We start from the raw sequence: 19,488 nt of genomic DNA, 5'->3' as shown, positions 1-19,488 counted from the left end.
AGCCAAGCGTGAGGGGCGTTTTTATGTATGCTTGTGTGAGCTTAAATTTGTAGGTAGATTAAACCGTAAGGCATTAGAACTCTTGCAAAAGTTAAAAAATGATCATTCATTGGCAATAAAATAAGTGTTGAACATCACTTCTCTCTTGTTGAAAAGGTTAGAATGAAGGCGGATTCTTCCTATAAATCCTCTCTCTAGCCCTTTCCTTTACAAAGGAGAAGGAACTTTCATTGTGATTTCAATACAGCTCAAAAAATGAATGATGCAAGAAATCCATTGTATGGCCATAAGCTGCTAAAGCTGTTGAACAAAAACAGTGAGGATTGCAGCTAAAGCCAATGTCATGGATATTTCGTATTGCTTGCGATCGCTATTTTATTGAATGGCTGTGTTATATTCTTTATTTATATACTAATTTTTCGTAGAACAGTATTACAGATGTTGAATTCCATTCATTTGTGCTTTTGTCGTTTTTTATTGTTGTTATGGTTACCGATTAATACGGCCTATGCTAAAAATGAAGATGTCTATTTGGTTGAGTTTATGGGCGATGAAATCTTTCATCATTATCAGGACTTAGCGGAACAACATGAAGAAGAAGAAAAAAATTATACACTGATGAATAATGATTTTTATGAGAATGAGTATATCCGAGTATTTAACTATACAGCCTACAATGTAGATAGTTTGAGCCATAAATTAGGGACTGGAGAGTTTCATAGTTCTGATTTGGATGCGCTTAGCATTTCATTTGGTTATGGTGTTGAAATTAAGGTTAACAAAAGAAATAAAATTGGATATGAGTACCTTTCAAGTTTTCCCTATGATCGCGGGCAGTTGATACGGATTTTTTGGGTGCGACTGTTTTAAAGATTGCGTGTGAATACAGAGTGTAGCTCAAATAGGTTCAGCATATTCTCAATAAGAATGCTTGCATAGGCTCCGTATAGGAGACTTTAAACATCAAAAATATGATGTTAGGTTTCGGCCAAACAGTGCTTTAATTTCAGTAGGGATGAGGGCAGTTTGGAATTTAAATCAGATGTTTAGTGGATTTTTTAAAATGTCTGTTTCCCTCTTTTAAGCGATAAAGCTGTGATAACGGAATAAAAAACGCGACCCATCGTCGCGTTTTTTAGATATGAAAATTTATGCACTTTTTACATTTTGTGGTTTTAAACTTTGGGTTAAGCCATTAATGTCACCGCCTTGAATCCCTAGTTCATTCATTAAACTATCAATCAAAGGTGCTTGAGTGCGATAGCGTAGGGCACTGTTTACCACCTGATCGGACAGTGCTACAGAGGATTGTTCTGTGCCATCTGCGGATGTTGATGATACTGTGCCTACATTTCCTAAGCCATTGACTTGTAAGATCTTAATGTCATCAATGTTTTCCATTGGTTTAACGCTTTCACGAATGATTTCTGGTAAGTATTTCAATAGCGCCAAACGAATTTGCATTTCCACCTGTTCAGGGGACAGTACATTGTTGGCTTCATTCACTGCACGTGTACCATCGGCATCGACTTGGTATTGTTTTTCCATCGCCTGCGCTAAAAGAATTTTGGCATCTGATTCACCTTTAGCTTTTAAGCGAGCTTGCTCGGCTTGAGCTTCTGCTGCAATACGAACTGCTTCGGCATCATCTGCAGCGGCTTGTTTACCTGCTTCAGCAGCCACGGTAATCGCAATTGCATCTTTCTCAGCGGCTTGTTTTGCAGCGACCAATTCAACAGCTTTTTGACGCTCAGCACGTTGTGTTTCACGGACTGTAATCACTTCTTCTTCAGCTTTAACCGCTTCAGCACGAGCACGGTCAGCAGAGGCTTTGGCTTCGGATTCTTCACGCGATTTTTCAGCAATTGCAATGGCACGAGACTGCTCTGCAAGTTCAATAGTTTTCTTCTGTTCAACCTGAGCTTGTTCAATAATTTGTGATTTTTGAATATTTTGACTTTCTACATCTCGTGCAGCGCTGATGCGTTTTAGTTCAACTTCACGTTCAGCTGCAATACGTGCCTCTTCTGCTTCACGTTTTTTCACAGCTTCTTGAGAAGCAATCTCGGCCAGTTGTTCTGCACGACGAACCGCAATTTCACGTTCTTGTTGTAGTTTTGCGTATTCTTCTTCGCGTAAGATCTGCAAACGTGCTTGTTCTGCTTCTAGGTTTTTGGTTTTAATGGCAAGGTCAGCATCTTGCTCGATGTGATTTCGTTTACGACGGCGGTCTTCAATGGTTTCAGTTAGCTTGGTTAAACCCTCAGCATCGAAGGCATTTTGCGGGTTAAAATATTTAAAGCCTGTTTGGTCTAGACCTGTTAAAGACACAGTTTCAAGTTCTAAGCCGTTTTTATGCAAGTCTTCAGACACCACTTGTTGTACTTTTTGCACGAAATCTACACGTTTTTCATGTAACTCTTCCATCGCCATTTCTGCGGCAACGGCACGCAGTGAGTCGACAAATTTACCTTCGACTAAGTTTTTTAACTCATTCGGCGACATGGTTTTTTGACCCAAGGTTTGCGCGGCAATTGCAATCGACTCAGCCATAGGCTTTACACGAACATAGAATTCTGCCATCACGTCGACGCGCATACGGTCACGAGTAATTAGTGCTTGGTCATCGGCACGACGAACTTCTAAGCGCAGGGTATTCATATTGACAGGGATAATTTCATGTAGGACTGGTAGTACAATTGCACCTCCACCTAAAATGACCTTTTCACCACCAAAACCAGTACGAACAAAAGAAATTTCTTTGCTTGAACGACGGTATAAACGGGCAATAATAATGCCGATAATGACGAGGGCAGCAAAGATAATCCCTGCAAGAATAAGAATGTTATAGAGATTGTTTGTGAGCATAATGATCTCGATTTTATTTAAAGTTATAAATGAAGAATTAAAAAGTGACTAAACGGAAATGGCCTTAAAGCCAATATGGGTTTTTTGGGTCAAAATGACTTCTTGACCTTGTGAAAAATGAATATCAGCTTCGGGTTCAACCATAATATAGTGGGTTTGTCCAAATTGGTCTTTTACGCGTGCCTGCGCAGGCGAGTTGACTTTCGCTTCTCCCAAAACAATCAAAGCTGTGCGACCAATCAGCTCTTCACTATAAATGGCTGTGGTTTCATCTTGAGGTAAAATCTTGGCAATCAGCATTGCACTATAGCGAATGAAAGGCATCGAGACGACAAGACAAAGTGGTGCGATAATCCATGCACTAAAATATGTGGCAGTGAAGCTCTGAATTATGGATTGCAGAATAAAGCCAGTTAAACTATATAAAGTCAGAAAGATAATCAGCCAGACCAATAAAGGAACACGACCGATAAAGAGCCAGTCTAATAAAGCATTCAGCCAGCCCTGATCAGCATCTAAAGCAATATCAACATCTTTAGACGTACTGAGATCATCGGGTAAGAATTGGTCGAGTAAACCTTGTGAACCTCCACCAAAAACCAATAAAATCAGTTCCAGAAGCCCCAATAGAAACATGAGGCATAAACAAATGCTAAAAATTAAATTAGAAGGGTGAGTAAATAATTCCCACATTTGAAAGATTCTCTATTTTTATGCTGTTGTCTGTTAAGTATAAATTTTTAAACAAAATTGTATTAAAACTGAACTTTAGCATAGCACCCAAATTAATGAATGTCTAAGCGAGTTACAGCATAAATTGGCAAGAGTTTGCATGTTGTTTTATAAAATTCAGACAAAAAAATACGCAATGATTGGGGTTTTCATTGCGTAGAACTACGAATCTGTTGTTACACAGTTTCGGTAAAAAGGAGAAATGTTATATCTCAGAGGTTAATCTAAGCTATGAAGTTATAATAATCGCTGAGGACGGTTATTTCATGAGTATTCACGTTAAGTACTGTAAATTTAGGTTAACAAGCGACGTAAAATGTCACTTTTAAGTTGAAAATAGCTTATTTTACATTCAAAAAAAGCCTTTCTCAAAGAGAAAGGCTTTTAGTTGCTCATTGAAACGTATTTTAATTGCGAATCACTTTAGAAGTGAAATACGCCTAAACCAGATTTCACTTCATCTAAAGTTTGTTGCGTAATGTCGCGACATTTGTCTGTGCCTGTTTTCAAAATATCCATGATGTAATCAGGATCTTTTGCAAGTTCCATACGGCGTTCACGAATTGGGGTAATCAGTTCCTTCAACACGCCTTCAAGGCGTTTTTTCACAGTACCATCACCTAAGCCACCCCGACGATAATGTGCTTTGAGTTCTTCAACTTCTTCTTTGTTTGGATCAAAAGCATCTAAATAAGTAAATACAATATTGCCTTCGACTTGACCTGGATCTTCAATACGTAAGTGGTTCGGGTCAGTGTACATTGCATTAACTGCTTTTTTGATGTCTTTATCTGATGCATCAAGCACAATCGTATTACCCAACGATTTAGACATTTTGGCTTTGCCATCAAAGCCTGGTAAACGGCCTACGTTCGAAAGTAGCGCTTTACACTCTGGAAGTAATTCTTGACCAATTTGGCGGTTTAAACGACGCACGATTTCATTGGTCTGTTCGATCATTGGAATTTGGTCTTCACCCACAGGTACAACCGTTGCTTTAAATGCAGTGATGTCTGCTGCTTGTGCAACTGGGTAGCATAGGAAACCCGCTGGGATATCACGCTCAAAACCACGCATCTGAATTTCAGATTTGATCGTGGGGTTACGCTCTAAACGAGATACGGTCACAAAGTTGAGATACAACATGGTCAGTTCATTCAGTGCAGGTAAGCTGGATTGCACACAAATGGTGGTTTTGGTTGGGTCAATACCCACGGCTAAGTAATCAGTAGCAACTTCAATAATATTGCGGCGTACTTTTTCAAAGTTATCAGCATTGTCTGTGAAAGCTTGCGCATCTGCTAAGAGTAAATGCTGATGGTGAGAATCCTGTAAACCTACGCGAGAACGTAAAGATCCTACAAAGTGCCCTAAATGAAGTTGTCCCGTTGGACGGTCGCCTGTCAAAATCACAGGACGGTTGTCTTGATTACTCATTACTTATTTCCAAAGTCGTCTTAGCGACATGCTATTTTCAAAGAATGCAGACATTGTACGGCATAATCTTTTTGAATGTCAGTGTTAAAAAAATGGGAGCGAAAAAAATATAAAATTCAGGCAAATTTCAAAAAACAAATATTCAAAAGGCTAAATCACAGATTAAAATGTCAAAATTCTTAAGATGGATAAAAATAAATGGCGAGTAGCTTATTAATATTACTAGACGATATTGCCACGATATTAGATGACGTTGCTGTCATGAGTAAAATGGCAGCGAAGAAAACAGCAGGGGTTCTTGGTGATGACTTAGCTCTAAATGCGCAGCAGGTGAGTGGAGTTCGTACTGACCGTGAGTTGCCTGTAGTTTGGGCGGTGGCCAAAGGCTCATTTATTAATAAACTGATTTTAGTCCCTGCTGCGCTGTTGATTAGTGTGGTTGCCCCGTGGTTGATTACGCCTTTACTTATGATTGGTGGTTTATTTCTATGCTATGAAGGGGTGGAGAAAGTTTTACACAGCCTGCATCATAAAAAAGCCAAAACTGAAGAAGAAGCCAGTCATGAAATAGCAGCGATTGAAACGGATTTGGCAACTTTTGAAAAAGATAAGGTCAAAGGGGCGATTCGTACCGACTTTATTTTGTCGGCAGAAATTGTGGTAATTTCATTAGGAACTGTAGCTGCTGCTACTTTTTCGACCAAAGTCATGGTGCTATCCGTAATTGCTATCATTATGACAGTAGGGGTATATGGTTTTGTCGCAATGATTGTCAAAATTGATGATTTGGGATTGTATTTGACTGAACAGGCGTCTTCTGTGAAGCAAAGTATTGGTCGTGGTTTATTGGCTTTTGCACCGAAGTTGATGAAGACTTTGACCATTGTGGGAACGATCGCGATGTTTTTGGTGGGGGGGGGCATCATTTCGCATGGTGTGCCTTTATTACATCATTTCACTGAAGGTTCAGTGGATTATGCTGAACATATCCCAACTGTGGGTAGCATCGTAGGTGCATTGACACCAACATTGATAAATCTGGTGATTGGTTTTGTGGCGGGTTTGATTGTTTTAGCTATCGTAAGTTTGATTAAAAAAGTTTGGCCGACGTCAAAAAAGGCATAAACTGAATCAGTTAGGCATGAATTAGAAAAAGGAAGCGTGCTATGCGTTGGAAGGGACGTCGAGTCAGTAGTAATGTAGAAGATCGTCGCGGTGGTGGCGGTGTTAAAGCAGGTGGGATCAGCATCTTAGGGTTGATTGTGGCATTTGTGGCATGGAAGTTTTTGGGCGTCGACCCACAGCAGGCGTATCAAGCCACCAAGCAAGTGACGGCTCAAACGGGAACATCTGAAACTCAAGGTTTGGAGAATCCGACACCTGACCAGCAAGAGGCTATTGAATTTGTTGGGACAGTACTGGCAGATACCGAGGACACGTGGAGCCAAGTGTTCCAACAGCAGTTAGGGCAGCAATATGTCCCACCGAAGTTGGTGATGTTTTCTGGCGCGGTGAATTCAGGTTGTGGTACTGCTCAATCTGCGATGGGACCGTTTTACTGCCCTGCAGATCAAAAAGTATATATCGACACCGCTTTCTTTAAAGATATGCGTACGCAGATGGGGATTGGTGGTGAACAAAACCAAACCGAACTGAACCGTCAAGACCAAGCGGGTGACTTTGCTCAAGCTTATGTCGTCGCGCATGAAGTCGGGCATCATATTCAGACGCTTTTGGGTATTTCTGAACAGGTGCAGCAGGCACGTGCGCAGGGTTCACAAACTCAAGGCAATGCTTTATCAGTACGCCAAGAGTTACAAGCTGACTGTTTAGCGGGTGTCTGGGCGCATCATAATAATCAACGTACTCAGTTCTTAGAACAGGGTGATATTGAAGAAGCCATGGATGCTGCAAATAAGATTGGCGATGATTACTTGCAAAAGCGTGCAACTGGTCAGGTTGTGCCAGATAGCTTTACCCATGGAACCAGTCAGCAACGTATGAAATGGTTTGAGACAGGATTCAAATCTGGCCAGCTCAACAGTTGTGATACCTTTAATCAGGCAATTTAAGCTATTTGTAATAAAAAAGGCGATTAAACGCCTTTTTTATTTCGATATATTGGATTTTTATCGGTTTAAGAATTGTTTAAAGTTTCGTGCAACACGCACGCTTACATAAAGTGCGATGAGTGCAAATAGCAATACACCAAAAATCACATACTTTAAGTTACTCACATCGGCACGGTAAAATTGTTGAATCTGCTCTGCTGTGTAACGCAACGTTTTGATTTGCTGAGTACTAGTGTCGAGATAACTGACTTGTTGGATATAATTAAACGGACCTGCTTTGAAAAGTTCAATGGATTGAATTTGACGGGTATGTTGTTCGTTGTAGTCATCCACACAAATGTCAGTTAAATAATGATCGCAACTGAGTTTAGCAATATAGCCTTGATTCGCCACATGCAAATAAATATGCTCATCTGGGGCTTTATTATTTGAAAGTAAAACCAAAGTTTGCTCAGGGCTAGAGTTCATTTTAAAACTTTGTGCTGCGGCAAAATTCTGGTCTGCTTGCCAGATATCTTTGCCTTTAGCAAAACAAGTCAAAAACAACGCAAAAGTTGTTAAGAAAATAATCAGTGCGAAGAACATTCGAAAGACTGTTTTAAAGGTGAATGGCATAGGAGATCAAACTTTAAAAATGGGGAAGATCACGCATAAAAGACATGCATCGGCACTATGTTAATTCATCATCAAAAGAAATGTTAAAAAAATTATTTTTTTCGGGCTTGGGATGTAAAAATGATTAGAATATTTTGACGAAGCATGTTTATGGCATCATTATTTATGGTCTAAATAAGGATCTAAAGTCGTAATCAGCCCCACCGCCCAATTTGGAAGTTCAATGGGAAATTATTTTTTTCTACAAGTTTTTACCGTTATTTTTGCATTATCTATTGCAACCACTATTTTTAATAAACGTATTTTAGGTTTTCCCCAAGCCATCGGCGTGCCGATTGTTTCTGCTATTTTTGTCTTTATTTTGCAGTGGGGTGCAAGTCTGCTAAGTGGCAATCAGTTTATAACCATCAATATTCATAACATTGAAGATGCTGTACGGCACATTGATTTTTATGACTTTCTAATCAATGGTGTGATCTGCTTCATTTTGACCTCATCCGCATTGAAGTTCAAAGTTTCAGATTTACGTAGTCATTGGAAACCGATCAGTATTTTAGCCAGTATTGCGCTGGTATTGTGTGCCGTGTTCTTTGGGGTGGCGCTCTATGGTTATCAGTTCCTGATTGGGCAGCATGTCGATTTATTGGTACTTTTACTGTTGGGTGCCGCATTGGGTGCAACGGATCCGATTGGGATCAAAGGCGTGCTCAGTTCTATACGTGCACCACATCATTTAATGGTCAAGCTCGAAGGCGAATCACTGTTTAATGATGCGATGTGTATTGCCTTGTTTATGACTTTATTAAATGTCTTACAAGGTGAAAACTTTACTGTTATAGGTGTATTACAGACCTTACTCTATGAAATTTTTGTCGCTGTTATTATTGGTTGGGCATTTGGTTTAGGAATTCTGCGTTTACTGCGTGGTAAGCACGAAATGGAATCCCTCATTTTAACCACAGCACTCTTGGCTTGTGGTTCGTATTTGGTTGCATTGTTTGCGCATGCCTCAGCACCGATTGCATGCGTTATAGGTGGTTTGATCGTAGGGAACAAGTGGAAAGAAATTTTACAAGAACGTGAAATACGTGAAGTAAACCATTTTTGGCATACGGTTGAAGGGATTATTAACTCGTTCTTATTTACCTTAATTGGTTTGGAACTGTTTATTTTAGATCTCAGTTTTAGTTTGATCTTTGGTGGCATCGTCGCTTTTATTATTCTGCATGCTTCACGTTTTGCAGCCAACTATTTATCTTTTGCTTTTTTCCCATCTTTCCGTAAGAAAAGCTATAACGGTAGTTTGGCTATTCTGTCATGGGGTGGGGTGCGTGGGGGAATTTCTCTAGCGCTGATCTTAGCTGTTGCCAACGTACCTGAGTTGAGCGAATACAGCAGTATCCTGATCGGCTATACCTTTATCGCAGTGTTGCTCTCAGGGGTTGTTTGTGGTTTGGGATTACCGGCAGTTATGAATGCTTTTTACTACAATCCGAATGAGGAAAAGACTGGTTTTAAGGGCTGGTATCAACGATTATGCAATAGAATGAACCGTAAAGGGTTTAAATACATCATAGGTGAAGATACGCAAGGCAATGAAACTATTATCGTTTATCAGCCAGAGGCCTTGATTGATATCAAAGCCGATGATGGTATTGCAGCAGTGCATAATCCTGAGCGAGTCCAAGAAGTGAAACGTTTGGAAAGTCCTGATAATTTTTAGTTATTTGGCTGTACTAATACCATAATTGAGACATAGATGTTCTTTTATACATTTAATAGATGATGAAACGTATTGAGTTTCATTTATATCAAGCATTTTCAGAGAATATTAAATTTCAATGAAAATGCTTTTTTGTTTGATTACTTTTGATTTGGGACAGAAATGGATTAGATGCAGTATGCGTGTAATGGTTATTTGACTGTATTAGAGCTCTTACAAAAGTTAAAAAATGATTATTCACTGGCAACAAAATAAGTGTCGAAAGTCACTTCTCTCTTGGTGATAAGGTGAGGATGGAGGGATATTCTTCATATAAATACTATCTCTAGCCTTGCCCTTTAAAAAGGAGAGAGAACTTTCATTATGATTTCAATACAGCTCAAAAAACGACTTATGCAAGAACGCTATTAATCTGCTCGTATTGTGGATGGTGAGCCGTAAATATAAGGATGAGTAAGAGAATAAAAAGATGGTATGTGAAACGAACTAAATGACACAATCGAATAAAGTGGCACTTACAGGGGTGTAAGTGCCAAATCGAGTTATTCTGTTACTTCTACAGTCACGCTATAGGTGTAGGTTTGAGCGGCAGGTTGTTTGGTACTGTCTGGGCTTGCTTCTGGATAGGCTGTCGTAATTAAATAAATACCAGCTTCATTAAATTTAACATCCACTTCACCTTTAGCATTGGTTTTTACAGGTGGTTGGTCGCGTTTTGCATTTGGTTGGTAACTACTTGCACCTTTAAATACATCAACCTCTAAGTTAGGAACGGCTTTGCCATTCATCAAAACTTGTGCTTTTAATGATTCGCCTGTAAATAGCTCATTAGGATGAGTTAAAAACTTAAACTCAAAACCTTTGTTTTCAACATTCGGGATTGGGCTTGGTTTGCCTTTCGTCACAAAACTTTCAGCAATATAGATATTGGTTGTTTGTACGGTTTTTGCATTTGCAGGAACTTGGTCTTCCGCAACAAAACGAGGCGGCTGATTTGCAGGGGCTTGTTGAGGGGCTTTTTGTTCAGTATTTGCTGGCGGTTGTTGCATTGGTGCTGCATTTGCAGGACGTGGTGGGCGTACACGTAGCCAATGCCCATCAACTAAAGCGTATTTGGTTGGGTTACCCGTCGCCTCTTTTGTACGAATCCGATAGGTGCCGTCGTCGTTTAAATTGAACTCAGCGATATTAAATTTTTTCAGTTCTGCTGCGGCGTTGATTGATTCAGTTTTACCATTGGGATTTGTAACTTGATAACTGGTTTTGAAGTTACGGCTTGGAACAAAGAATTTTTCTACAGTGATACTACTTTGGAAACTTACACTATCAGATTTACTATCAAATACTTCTGGCAATAAAAAAGGGCTAGCGGTATGAGCAAAACTTAATGTTGGTAGCGCAGACAGTAATGCAATCGTAATGAACTGACGCATGAGACTTCCTTATAAAGATAAATAAGCAAAAATGGCAAATATTTGTGACAATTTACTTGATAACGAGTATCAATTTCAATATTATTTCGATAAATTTTTAATCAGCCATCTGAAAAAATAGATGATCAATTAAAAGTTATTTCCCTTGTTTGTGTAGCGTCTAAATTTTGATTGATCTTATTGATTTTACTGAAAATATGGTCAGTATTTAAACTGTGATATCGCTAAACACCAGATGAGCATTAAGATAGAGTTAAGAACATTACTTTAAAATTTATACAGCACTAAATTTGAAGTAAGTCTTGGAGCATGGAACCCCTAGTATGTCATCAACTCAACAACTTTTCCGCCCAGTACAGATAATCTTCCGTTTATCACCGTTGATGGCAGCGTTGGCTGTATTCATGTCACCAATCACAGCGATTCAAGCCAATGAGCAAAGTCTCAGTGAGAATGTGATACAACAATCAGAGTCAGTTCAAGCCCCAAGTTATCGTTTCCATCAAGATCATGTGCTAGGCACTTCTTTAGATGTTGTGGTTACGACATCTCAGCAACAAGATGCAGAAAAGGCATTACAAGCGATTCAGACAGAAATTGCTCGACTTGATCAAGTTCTCTCGGTTTGGCGTGATGATAGTGAAATTAGCCAATTAAATCGTGAACACCAAATTTCGGCTTCATCTGAGCTTTATGATGTTGTCGCAGCTTGTGAACAATGGCGCAGTGCAACGTGTGGCGGCTTTGATGCACGTTTGGGGCAATTGACCCAGCTATGGGAACAAAGCAATCAAGTTCAACGTTTGGATGACAATACTCAAGAATCATTATTGCGTCAGTTACAAACTCAGAGTATTGAACTGAATCCTGTAACCAAGCAGATTAAAACACCATCAGCAGTTAAAATCGCACCTGATGCTTATGCCAAAGGTTATGTGATTGACCGTGCTTTGTTGGCGGCAAAACAAGCTGTGCCACATTTACAAGGGATTCTGATTGATATTGGTGGTGATATGCGTATTTGGGGGCAATCACCTCAACAAGCAGGCTGGAAAGTCGGCATACAAGACCCGAATGAACGTTTTGATAATGTTGCGCCAACTCAGGTACTCAACCTGAAAGATCAAGCAGTGGCTTTTAGTGGTCAAGGCTATCGTGGATTCGCAGATCAATCACATTTGTTAAACCCATACACAGGGCAACCGATTCAGAACGTTGAACAATGTGTTGTGGTTGGACAATGTGCTGCTGATTCAGATGCATTGGCAACGGCATTAACCGCAATGCCTGCGCATGAAGGCATGCAATTGATTGAGCAATTGGTGGGTTATGAGGCTCAACTTGTTGCAACAGATGGTACACGTTATCAAAGTTCAGGCTGGTCATCATTATTAGATGCCAATCAACCTGCTTTAATGCGTCATGTTGCAGCGAATGGCGCAGCAACCGCTTGGCCAAAGGGCTATCAAGCTCAAGTAGAAGTGAATATTCCAAAGATCGCAGTAGATAACTACCGTGCACCTTATGTTTCAGTTTGGGTCACGGACAGTGATAAAAAGATTGTGCGTACACTGGCTGTTTGGGGTAAAGATGAGAAGTGGATTAACTCTAACTATGTTTGGTGGCGTCGATATGGTCGTCAAATGCCAAACCTAGATGCAGTTGCAAAACCTTCACGTCAACCAGGACAATATAAATTGGCATGGGATGGTAAAGACGAAGCGGGTAAAATGGTGAATGCGGGTAAATATATCATTCATATTGAAACCTCGCGTGAACATGGTGATCACTCTTATCAAACCATTGAGTTGAATGTCACACCAAAATCAGCGACACAAACGCTTCCTGCTCAAGCAGAAATTGGTACAGTTAAACTGAATTTCCAACGTGGTGCTTAATTTCTAGCATCACTCCATCTATGAGGCTAGTCCCTTGTATCAACGCCGCGATTTTTACCGCCATGCACGTTATGTGCATGGTTGGCTTTCTGCCTTTGCCTTTATCGTTTTGATCTTCTTTGCTGCCACAGGTCTATTTCTCAATAACCCTGATTGGTTTAAATCAAAGAATGAAGAGCAGACCACCACATTCACTTTGCCGCCAACACTGGTTGAGTCTCTGCAAAAACAAGAGAACCCAAGTCAAAGTATTGTTGAATATGTTCGTACAAAACAACCTTTGATTGGTCGTTATAAAAGTAGCGAAGTGATGGATGGTGAAGTGATGATTCGTCTCGAAAGCCCAGCAGGTTCAACAGATCTATGGGTATTGCTCGACAATGGTGATGTTGAGATGACGCAGAAACCAGCCACTACTGTTTCACTATTGAATGATCTGCATCGTGGAAAAAACGTTGGAACAGCTTGGCATTGGTTAATTGATATCAGTGCAATCATCATTATTTTATTATCGTTGGCAGGCTATATTCTGTTCCTGACCATTAAAACCCGTTTAGTGACGCATCTGCTTTTAACAGCATGTAGTTTATCGGCAATTATTTTGCTCATTTGGTCTGCTATTTAAGGTGAAAGGATGACTCAAGCTGTACTGACGATTATTGTGATATTGGCAATATTATTGAGCCTACATCTTTTTATAATCGTTTGGTTGTTATGGCAACAACGTCATGCTAAGCAAAAAGCGAATCAAGATCACCCTGCTTATTTAGTGGTGTATGCCAGTCAATCGGGACATGCTGAATCTTGGGCAAAGCATACGACTGAGCAATTACGTTTAATTGATCATCACACTACAATTCGAAATATTCAAGAATTGAGCATTGCTGACTTGATGCAGCATCAACGTATTTTATGGGTAGTGAGTACTTATGGCGAAGGGGATGCACCTGATGCAGCTCAGTCATTTGTCCATAAAATATTGTCCCAATCTTTAGATTTATCGCATTTATCATTTGCAGTGCTTGCATTGGGCGATAAACGCTATGCGAATTTTTGTCAGTTCGGACAAACATTGGAACAATGGTTATTGAAGCAACAAGCACAGACTTTATTTCCGACGGTTCTTGTGGATCAACTCAATAGTCATGATTTAGAACAATGGTTACTGGGCTTGGAGCAGTTAACCACCACTCAGTTTTCAGCGCTATCCATTGAAAAAGAGAGTGTGGAATTAAAATTTGCTCATCGCCAATGCCTGAATAAAGGCAGTATTGGGGACGCAATTTATAAAATTCAGTTGAGTTTCGAACAAGATTTGGTTTGGTCGTCAGGTGATATTTTAGAAATTCAATGTGAAAATAATACGACTGATATTCACGATTTTTTAGTAGCACAACAGCAAAAAGATGCAGTGGATTTCATTCCTCAACTACGCCGCTTAAATTTAAGAAAATTACCACCTAGAGCCTCGCTTCCATTTGCAGAATGGATTACACAATTTGAATCTCTAGCTCAGCGTGAATATTCGATTGCGAGTTTGCCTGAAAATGGTTTAATCGAATTGGTGGTGAGGCAGCAACAGACTGAATCAGGTTTAGGTTTAGGTTCAGGTTGGTTGACGGTGGGGTTGGAGCAAGATCAATCACTGCAAGCCAATATTCGTCATAATCCAAGTTTCCACTTAGCTCATGATGAGCGACCACTGATTTTAATTGGCAATGGTACGGGAATCGCAGGTCTAGTTGCACATTTACGCCAACGTGAGCATTGGGGATATAAAAACAATTGGCTCATTTTTGGTGAAAGACAGCAGCAGTTTGATCATTTATATCAAACAGAAATTCGCTATTGGCAGCAGCATGGTTTTCTGGATCAGGTGGATTATGCTTTTTCACGTGATCAGGCTGAAAAAGTCTATGTGCAAGATTGTCTAAGAACACAATCAGTTCACTTACAGACATGGATTGCACAAGGCGCAGCGATATATGTCTGTGGTAGTTTGCAAGGAATGGCGAGTGGTGTGGATCAAGTCCTCAAAGAGATTTTAGGGTATGAACACGTAGAACAGCTTAAGCAGCAACAGCGTTATCAACGCGATGTGTATTAAGTCTTTCGATTAGTCAGGTTGGGCTAAGACTAGTGCTTTAATCTTGTCAGCTTTCTCAAAATGATTCAGTCGATGTTCGATGATCCACCAATGAGCAGCTTCCATTAAGCGTTCAGGATCATCATTTTTATTGGCAAAGAAAGCATAAAAAGAAAGTCCGACGTTACTGCCTTTTTTTGCAATTTTTTCATCGCAGACCTGTAGGATTTTGGCTTTAAGTTCGGCTCTCATATTATCCTCTAAGCACTGATGAAAGTAGGATGCAGATCATAGCATTCCCAATATCAGGAATTTTCATAATTCGATTTTTAATACCTAGCTTGAAATCTAAAAAGCCAACTATAAGAATAGCTGGCTTGTGTTGATCAAGAATAAACCTAGCAGAGAAATTTAGAACTTCTTCTCTAGAGAGAATTGGAAACTAGGCATGCCTTGGTTGGTTCTTGCTTGATATAAACTGCCGTCAGACTGATTGGTCAATCGTTCTTTATAATCTGTGCTTAATACATTGTTTAGATTCAAACTTGCTGCCCAACCATCAGTAAAGCGTTTAGTTGCACTTAGATCTACACCAAAACGTTCATTGGTGGTTCGATCATAAGGTTGACCATCTAAACCGCGAGTGAATTCAGGTGTATAGCTCACATTGATACTGGTAGAAAGTTGCCAAGGCTTAAAGTTATAAGATAAACCTGCGCTTGCGTTGTAGGGGGCAACATCACTCACTAAACGTTGATTGTGTTGCTCATCTTCGACTTTGGCACGGATAGTTGACACTTGCCCATTCAACATAAATGAATGACCTGCATCTGTTTGTTTCAACGCATAACGTCCAGAAAGTTCAACACCATAGGTCGTTGCTTCATTTTGGTTTTGTGGACGTTCAACATAGCGAGCGCCTTCAAGTGCAATCACTTTTTCGATGTAGTCTTTAATTTCACGGTGATACGCCGTTAAGCTAACACCACCACTCGCTGAATCATATGCTAGTGTTGATTCAGCAGCACGGGTTTTTTCTGGTTTTAGGTTTGGATTTCCACCACGATCTGGGTTGTTTAATGAACCCGCATCGCTATCTGTAGAGACTGTTACATTGGGAATGAGGCGGTCTGTCTTTGGACTGCTAAACGCTTGGCTGAGATTAGTTTGAATCGACCATTGTTCAGTCAAGTCAAAACGGTAAGCCAGTACAGGGCTTAAATGCTGATCTTGATAATCGACCAAACCTGAACGATTTAACCATTCTTGGCGTGCGCCTAAAGTAATGGTTTGCCGATCAGTGAAACGCCAGCTTCCCTCAGCATAGAGGGCATAGCGTTGTTCATCTAAGCTTTCGCTGACATTGCTCTCTAGATTATTACTACGTAGGTCAGTACCAAATTTAATTTGACGATCTGGGTCTAATTTACGCATACCATCATAAGCTAAACCATATTCATGAATGGTTTCATCGGTATAAATGGTATTTTGAGGTGAGCGTGTGAGTTGAGTTTCGGTTTGGCGTTCAGCAGATAATTTGATTTTATCGCTGAGATCTTTGTCTTTACGTTCATAACGCGTGTTTAAACGAATGCTATCATTTTTATCATCTTGAGTTTGATTGGTAGAAGAACCTTCTATTTTCATGTTGCGATAGGATAATTCAGCAATCAATTTTTGTTGATCATCAAGCTCATATTCTAAACGTGGCATAAACATCTGCATGGTACGGTTAAGAGTACGTAATTGCTCTCGCGTTTCAGTTGCAGTTTCAGTTTTAGTAAGCGACGTATTATCAACCCACATTTGATTTGCAGCAACACTATATGACCAAGCATTGTCACGGCCATCGGCTTGGACACTGATTTTCTGCTCACTCTTAGATTGTTTTTCAGAGTTTTCATACTTGCCATAACCGACTTTGACTGAACCGCTTAAGCGATTATTCAGAGGTTCTTTTAGAATAATATTGATCACGGCTGATGATGCAACGGAAGCTTGGGCAACACTTGGTTGCTTAACCACTTCAATGCGTTCAATCATTTCAGGGGTAAGGGTATCAATAATAGACATTCCACCACGAGGCCCCCCTTGTACTGGCTCACCATTAATTAGAAATGTGGGACCAGCACCACCGCGAAAACGCATTCCAGAAGCACCACCACCACCGCGAGGATCTTGCCCAGGTGTTGGAAGCTGAAAACCTGCAGAGCGGCGTAAAGCATCCATGACCGATTGATCGCCATATTGCAGCATTTCATCTCGGGTAATGACTGTTTTGGCTACAGCACTAATATCATCATCTTTTTGCTTTTGTGGCTCTTCATCCGCTTTAAAAGAGAGTGTGGGTAAAACTTTGGGGGTCGATTCATTATCAGGGGGAACACTTGTATCAAGTGCAAATATGGATGAACTGATACTGAGTAATGTAGAGCTAAGTATGCTCAGCTTTCCATAGTAGAACGGATGTCCCATTAAAATACCCCAAAGAAAAATCAAATTATTTTGTATGTATCGTAGTGTAAAATTATGTAGAAAAATGCAACTTTTTCTAAAATAATTATAGTTGCACACGAATTTTTAGAAAATTGTTATTCGTGACTTTATGGTGAGTTATTTTTAGTCGTCAAAAAAGGATAGGTCTGCATGGCGGAGGCGATAGTTAAAGAATTGGCACCCATGATTTTTCAAGTGATTGCCCAAATTCCGTATGGTCGTGTAGCGAGTTATGGACAAATTGCACGCTTAGCAGGCATCCCAAAACATGCACGTTTGGTGGGCTATGTGCTGAAACATATGGATGCAGACAGTAGTTTGCCTTGGTATCGGGTCATCAACTCACAAGGGAAAATTAGCCTAAGTAAACTCAATGATCAGGGACAGAATATTCAAGCACAGTTACTTACGGCAGAGGGTATTTTAGTGATTGGGGATAAAGTGAAAATGAAAGAGTTTCAATGGAATATTTAAAATAGACATGCTCTACCTCCGTGGAAGTAGAGCATTTGATATATTACTGACGAACAACTAAAACAGGAATGTGCGCTTCACCTAAAACACTTTGCGCAACGCTACCTAGGAATAAACGCTTTAAACCTGTACGACCATGAGAGCCGATCACAATCAAATCTGCCTTAGATGTTTCAGCTTCTCTGATAATTTCACGGTGAATCACCTGACCTTCAAGTAGTTTTGCTTCAACAGGAATATCGAGATCACTAAATTTAGCTGCTGCTTCCTCTAATGTTTTCAAAACAGAAGTACGCGCACGTTCAATTAAGTCATTGGTTTGAGTTGCAGAAATATATTCAGCAGCAATATAAGGGTCAAGTGCAAGCACCTGAACGACTGTAATTTTACCGCCAAATGCTTTTGCAAGTTCAGCCGCTTGCGCAACTGCTGCATATGAAGTTTCGGAACCGTCTACTGGGACTAAAATGTTTTGGTAAGCCATTGTTGTTTCTCCTTATTATCCACTCTGATTATGTACAAACTGCTGTTCTAATGTATCACTGTTCAAATACAGCCCATACCTTGATATTAGCTGTATTTTTTAAAGAATAAAACCTAGTAATTTCATACGGATATTTGTATATGAAATGCTAATTTTTCACTTCTAAATTAGCATAAAAGCGCGTGAATAATAATCAATTTAACACTAAAGTTGAATGTAAATGTAGCGTTTAGGAAACATAGGCTTTGTCTAAAAAATAGCATATATTTATGAATAACTTACTACTTTATAAATACAATGACAGATACGAATCAACTGAATTGGCAACGGACAAATTTAGAGAATGTTGAAACTGCTTGGGAGGGTGATCTTTGGGATCGTAAGCGTTTGGGTATTCAACTGACGAATTATGTTGATCGTTTGCAGTGTGGGGCTGTACTCGCTTTAGATGCCCGTTGGGGTGAAGGAAAAACGTGGTTTGTAAGACATTGGCAAACACATTTAGAAGATAAAAATCATAATGTGATTTATTTGGATGCATTTGCAAATGACTATTTAGATGATCCTTTTTTAGTTGTGACTTCAGAAATTACAAATACTTTAAGTAAAGATAAAAAGACCAAAAGAAAGGTTAAAAAACTCATAGATTTATCCGCATCTGTAGGAACAGCATTGTTGCCATCTTTACCGAAAATTGCATTAACGCTTGGGCTTCATTTAGTTGGGGCTGGTTTTTTAGGTGGAATCTTGCAGCAAGGTTATGAAAATGCGCAGGATGAAATAGATAAATTATCAGATGAGACGAGTGATCGAATTAAAGAAAGTATTCAAGAGAAAATTGCAGGTCATGAAGCTGAAAAGAAAACTTTAGAAGAATTCAAAAAACATCTAGCTCAAACAGTTGAAAAGTTAGACAAACCACTAGTTTTTATTATTGATGAACTTGATCGTTGTCGTCCTGATTTTGCAATTCGTTTGATTGAGCGTATTAAACACTTTTTTGATATTCCTAAAATTGTTTTTGTTTTAGTGATGAATAAGCCACAATTGCTACAATCAGTTAAAAGTTTTTATGGCTATGATTCAGAAATGAATGGAGATTACTTAGAAAAATTTGTTGATTTCACAGTCCATTTACCAACTAGTAAAGATGCTTATGATTTTGAAGAA

Annotated in this window: 17 protein-coding genes; 9 read left to right on the top strand and 8 right to left on the bottom strand. The window is 39.6% G+C overall.

Annotation, left to right across the window (positions count from 1 at the left end; all coding sequences use genetic code 11):
* Nucleotides 1-438 precede the first annotated feature (438 nt).
* A complete protein-coding gene (locus DPG01_RS04965; protein WP_110974362.1) occupies nucleotides 439-870 on the top strand; it encodes a hypothetical protein in 432 nt (143 codons plus the stop codon).
* A gap of 279 nt (nucleotides 871-1,149) precedes the next feature.
* On the opposite strand, the gene DPG01_RS04960 is transcribed toward DPG01_RS04965, so the two are convergent.
* The 3 genes from DPG01_RS04960 to trpS form a co-directional block, all read right to left on the bottom strand.
* Nucleotides 1,150-2,868, bottom strand: coding sequence for a flotillin family protein (locus DPG01_RS04960; protein ID WP_110974361.1), 1,719 nt, complete (start codon nucleotides 2,866-2,868; stop codon nucleotides 1,150-1,152).
* Between the two features lie 48 nt (nucleotides 2,869-2,916).
* Nucleotides 2,917-3,561 (bottom strand): YqiJ family protein, encoded by a 645-nt coding sequence (locus DPG01_RS04955; protein WP_086208071.1) that lies wholly within the window; start codon nucleotides 3,559-3,561, stop codon nucleotides 2,917-2,919.
* 462 nt (nucleotides 3,562-4,023) lie between these two features.
* On the bottom strand, nucleotides 4,024-5,037 hold the full coding sequence (gene trpS / locus DPG01_RS04950; protein ID WP_086208070.1) for a tryptophan--tRNA ligase: 1,014 nt from the start codon (nucleotides 5,035-5,037) through the stop codon (nucleotides 4,024-4,026).
* A gap of 198 nt (nucleotides 5,038-5,235) precedes the next feature.
* Here trpS and DPG01_RS04945 point away from each other — a divergent pair, with 198 nt between their 5' ends.
* Together DPG01_RS04945 and DPG01_RS04940 are read left to right on the top strand one after the other, a co-directional pair.
* Nucleotides 5,236-6,162 (top strand): DUF808 domain-containing protein, encoded by a 927-nt coding sequence (locus tag DPG01_RS04945; protein WP_110974360.1) that lies wholly within the window; start codon nucleotides 5,236-5,238, stop codon nucleotides 6,160-6,162.
* Nucleotides 6,163-6,203: 41 nt separating this feature from the next.
* Complete coding sequence (locus DPG01_RS04940; RefSeq protein WP_110974359.1) at nucleotides 6,204-7,109, top strand: neutral zinc metallopeptidase; 906 nt, start codon at nucleotides 6,204-6,206, stop codon at nucleotides 7,107-7,109.
* A 57-nt stretch (nucleotides 7,110-7,166) separates the two neighbouring features.
* Here the strand turns inward: DPG01_RS04940 and DPG01_RS04935 are convergent, their stop codons facing one another.
* Entirely contained in the window at nucleotides 7,167-7,724 is a 558-nt protein-coding gene (locus tag DPG01_RS04935; RefSeq protein WP_110974358.1) for a hypothetical protein, read from the bottom strand.
* Between the two features lie 223 nt (nucleotides 7,725-7,947).
* Between DPG01_RS04935 and DPG01_RS04930 the strand changes: the two genes are divergently transcribed.
* Complete coding sequence (locus tag DPG01_RS04930) at nucleotides 7,948-9,447, top strand: cation:proton antiporter (protein WP_086208066.1); 1,500 nt, start codon at nucleotides 7,948-7,950, stop codon at nucleotides 9,445-9,447.
* Between the two features lie 542 nt (nucleotides 9,448-9,989).
* On the opposite strand, the gene DPG01_RS04925 is transcribed toward DPG01_RS04930, so the two are convergent.
* Nucleotides 9,990-10,880, bottom strand: a complete 891-nt coding sequence (locus DPG01_RS04925; protein WP_110974357.1) for a DUF4198 domain-containing protein — start codon at nucleotides 10,878-10,880, stop codon at nucleotides 9,990-9,992.
* 323 nt (nucleotides 10,881-11,203) lie between these two features.
* On the opposite strand from DPG01_RS04925, the gene DPG01_RS04920 reads away from it, so the two are divergent.
* From DPG01_RS04920 to DPG01_RS04910, 3 genes are read left to right on the top strand one after another with little or no spacing between them, the layout of a single operon-like run.
* Complete coding sequence (locus tag DPG01_RS04920; protein WP_110974356.1) at nucleotides 11,204-12,778, top strand: DUF2271 domain-containing protein; 1,575 nt, start codon at nucleotides 11,204-11,206, stop codon at nucleotides 12,776-12,778.
* 34 nt (nucleotides 12,779-12,812) lie between these two features.
* The gene (locus DPG01_RS04915; protein WP_086208063.1) at nucleotides 12,813-13,403 is read left to right on the top strand and encodes a PepSY-associated TM helix domain-containing protein; all 591 of its coding nucleotides are present in this window, start codon (nucleotides 12,813-12,815) and stop codon (nucleotides 13,401-13,403) included.
* Nucleotides 13,404-13,412: 9 nt separating this feature from the next.
* A complete protein-coding gene (locus tag DPG01_RS04910) occupies nucleotides 13,413-14,885 on the top strand; it encodes a sulfite reductase subunit alpha (protein WP_110974355.1) in 1,473 nt (490 codons plus the stop codon).
* Nucleotides 14,886-14,894: 9 nt separating this feature from the next.
* Here DPG01_RS04910 and DPG01_RS04905 read toward each other — a convergent pair whose 3' ends face one another.
* Together DPG01_RS04905 and DPG01_RS04900 are read right to left on the bottom strand one after the other, a co-directional pair.
* Nucleotides 14,895-15,116: a DUF6500 family protein gene (locus DPG01_RS04905; RefSeq protein WP_110974354.1), complete on the bottom strand. Its 222-nt coding sequence runs from the start codon at nucleotides 15,114-15,116 to the stop codon at nucleotides 14,895-14,897.
* Nucleotides 15,117-15,275: 159 nt separating this feature from the next.
* A complete protein-coding gene (locus tag DPG01_RS04900; protein WP_110974353.1) occupies nucleotides 15,276-17,339 on the bottom strand; it encodes a TonB-dependent receptor plug domain-containing protein in 2,064 nt (687 codons plus the stop codon).
* Between the two features lie 171 nt (nucleotides 17,340-17,510).
* Here DPG01_RS04900 and DPG01_RS04895 point away from each other — a divergent pair, with 171 nt between their 5' ends.
* Complete coding sequence (locus tag DPG01_RS04895) at nucleotides 17,511-17,834, top strand: MGMT family protein (RefSeq protein ID WP_110974352.1); 324 nt, start codon at nucleotides 17,511-17,513, stop codon at nucleotides 17,832-17,834.
* Nucleotides 17,835-17,877: 43 nt separating this feature from the next.
* On the opposite strand, the gene DPG01_RS04890 is transcribed toward DPG01_RS04895, so the two are convergent.
* Nucleotides 17,878-18,318 (bottom strand): universal stress protein, encoded by a 441-nt coding sequence (locus DPG01_RS04890; protein WP_086208058.1) that lies wholly within the window; start codon nucleotides 18,316-18,318, stop codon nucleotides 17,878-17,880.
* 297 nt (nucleotides 18,319-18,615) lie between these two features.
* Between DPG01_RS04890 and DPG01_RS04885 the strand changes: the two genes are divergently transcribed.
* Nucleotides 18,616-19,488 (top strand): KAP family P-loop NTPase fold protein (locus tag DPG01_RS04885; RefSeq protein WP_213065992.1); only part of this gene is annotated, 873 nt, incomplete at its 3' end.

It is taken from the genome of Acinetobacter sp. WCHAc060042, from assembly GCF_003231195.1.
In the GTDB taxonomy this organism is placed as follows: Bacteria; Pseudomonadota; Gammaproteobacteria; order Pseudomonadales; family Moraxellaceae; genus Acinetobacter.
The sequence above is the reverse complement of the archived record's forward strand: the minus strand, read 5'-3'. Positions and strand labels throughout refer to the sequence as shown.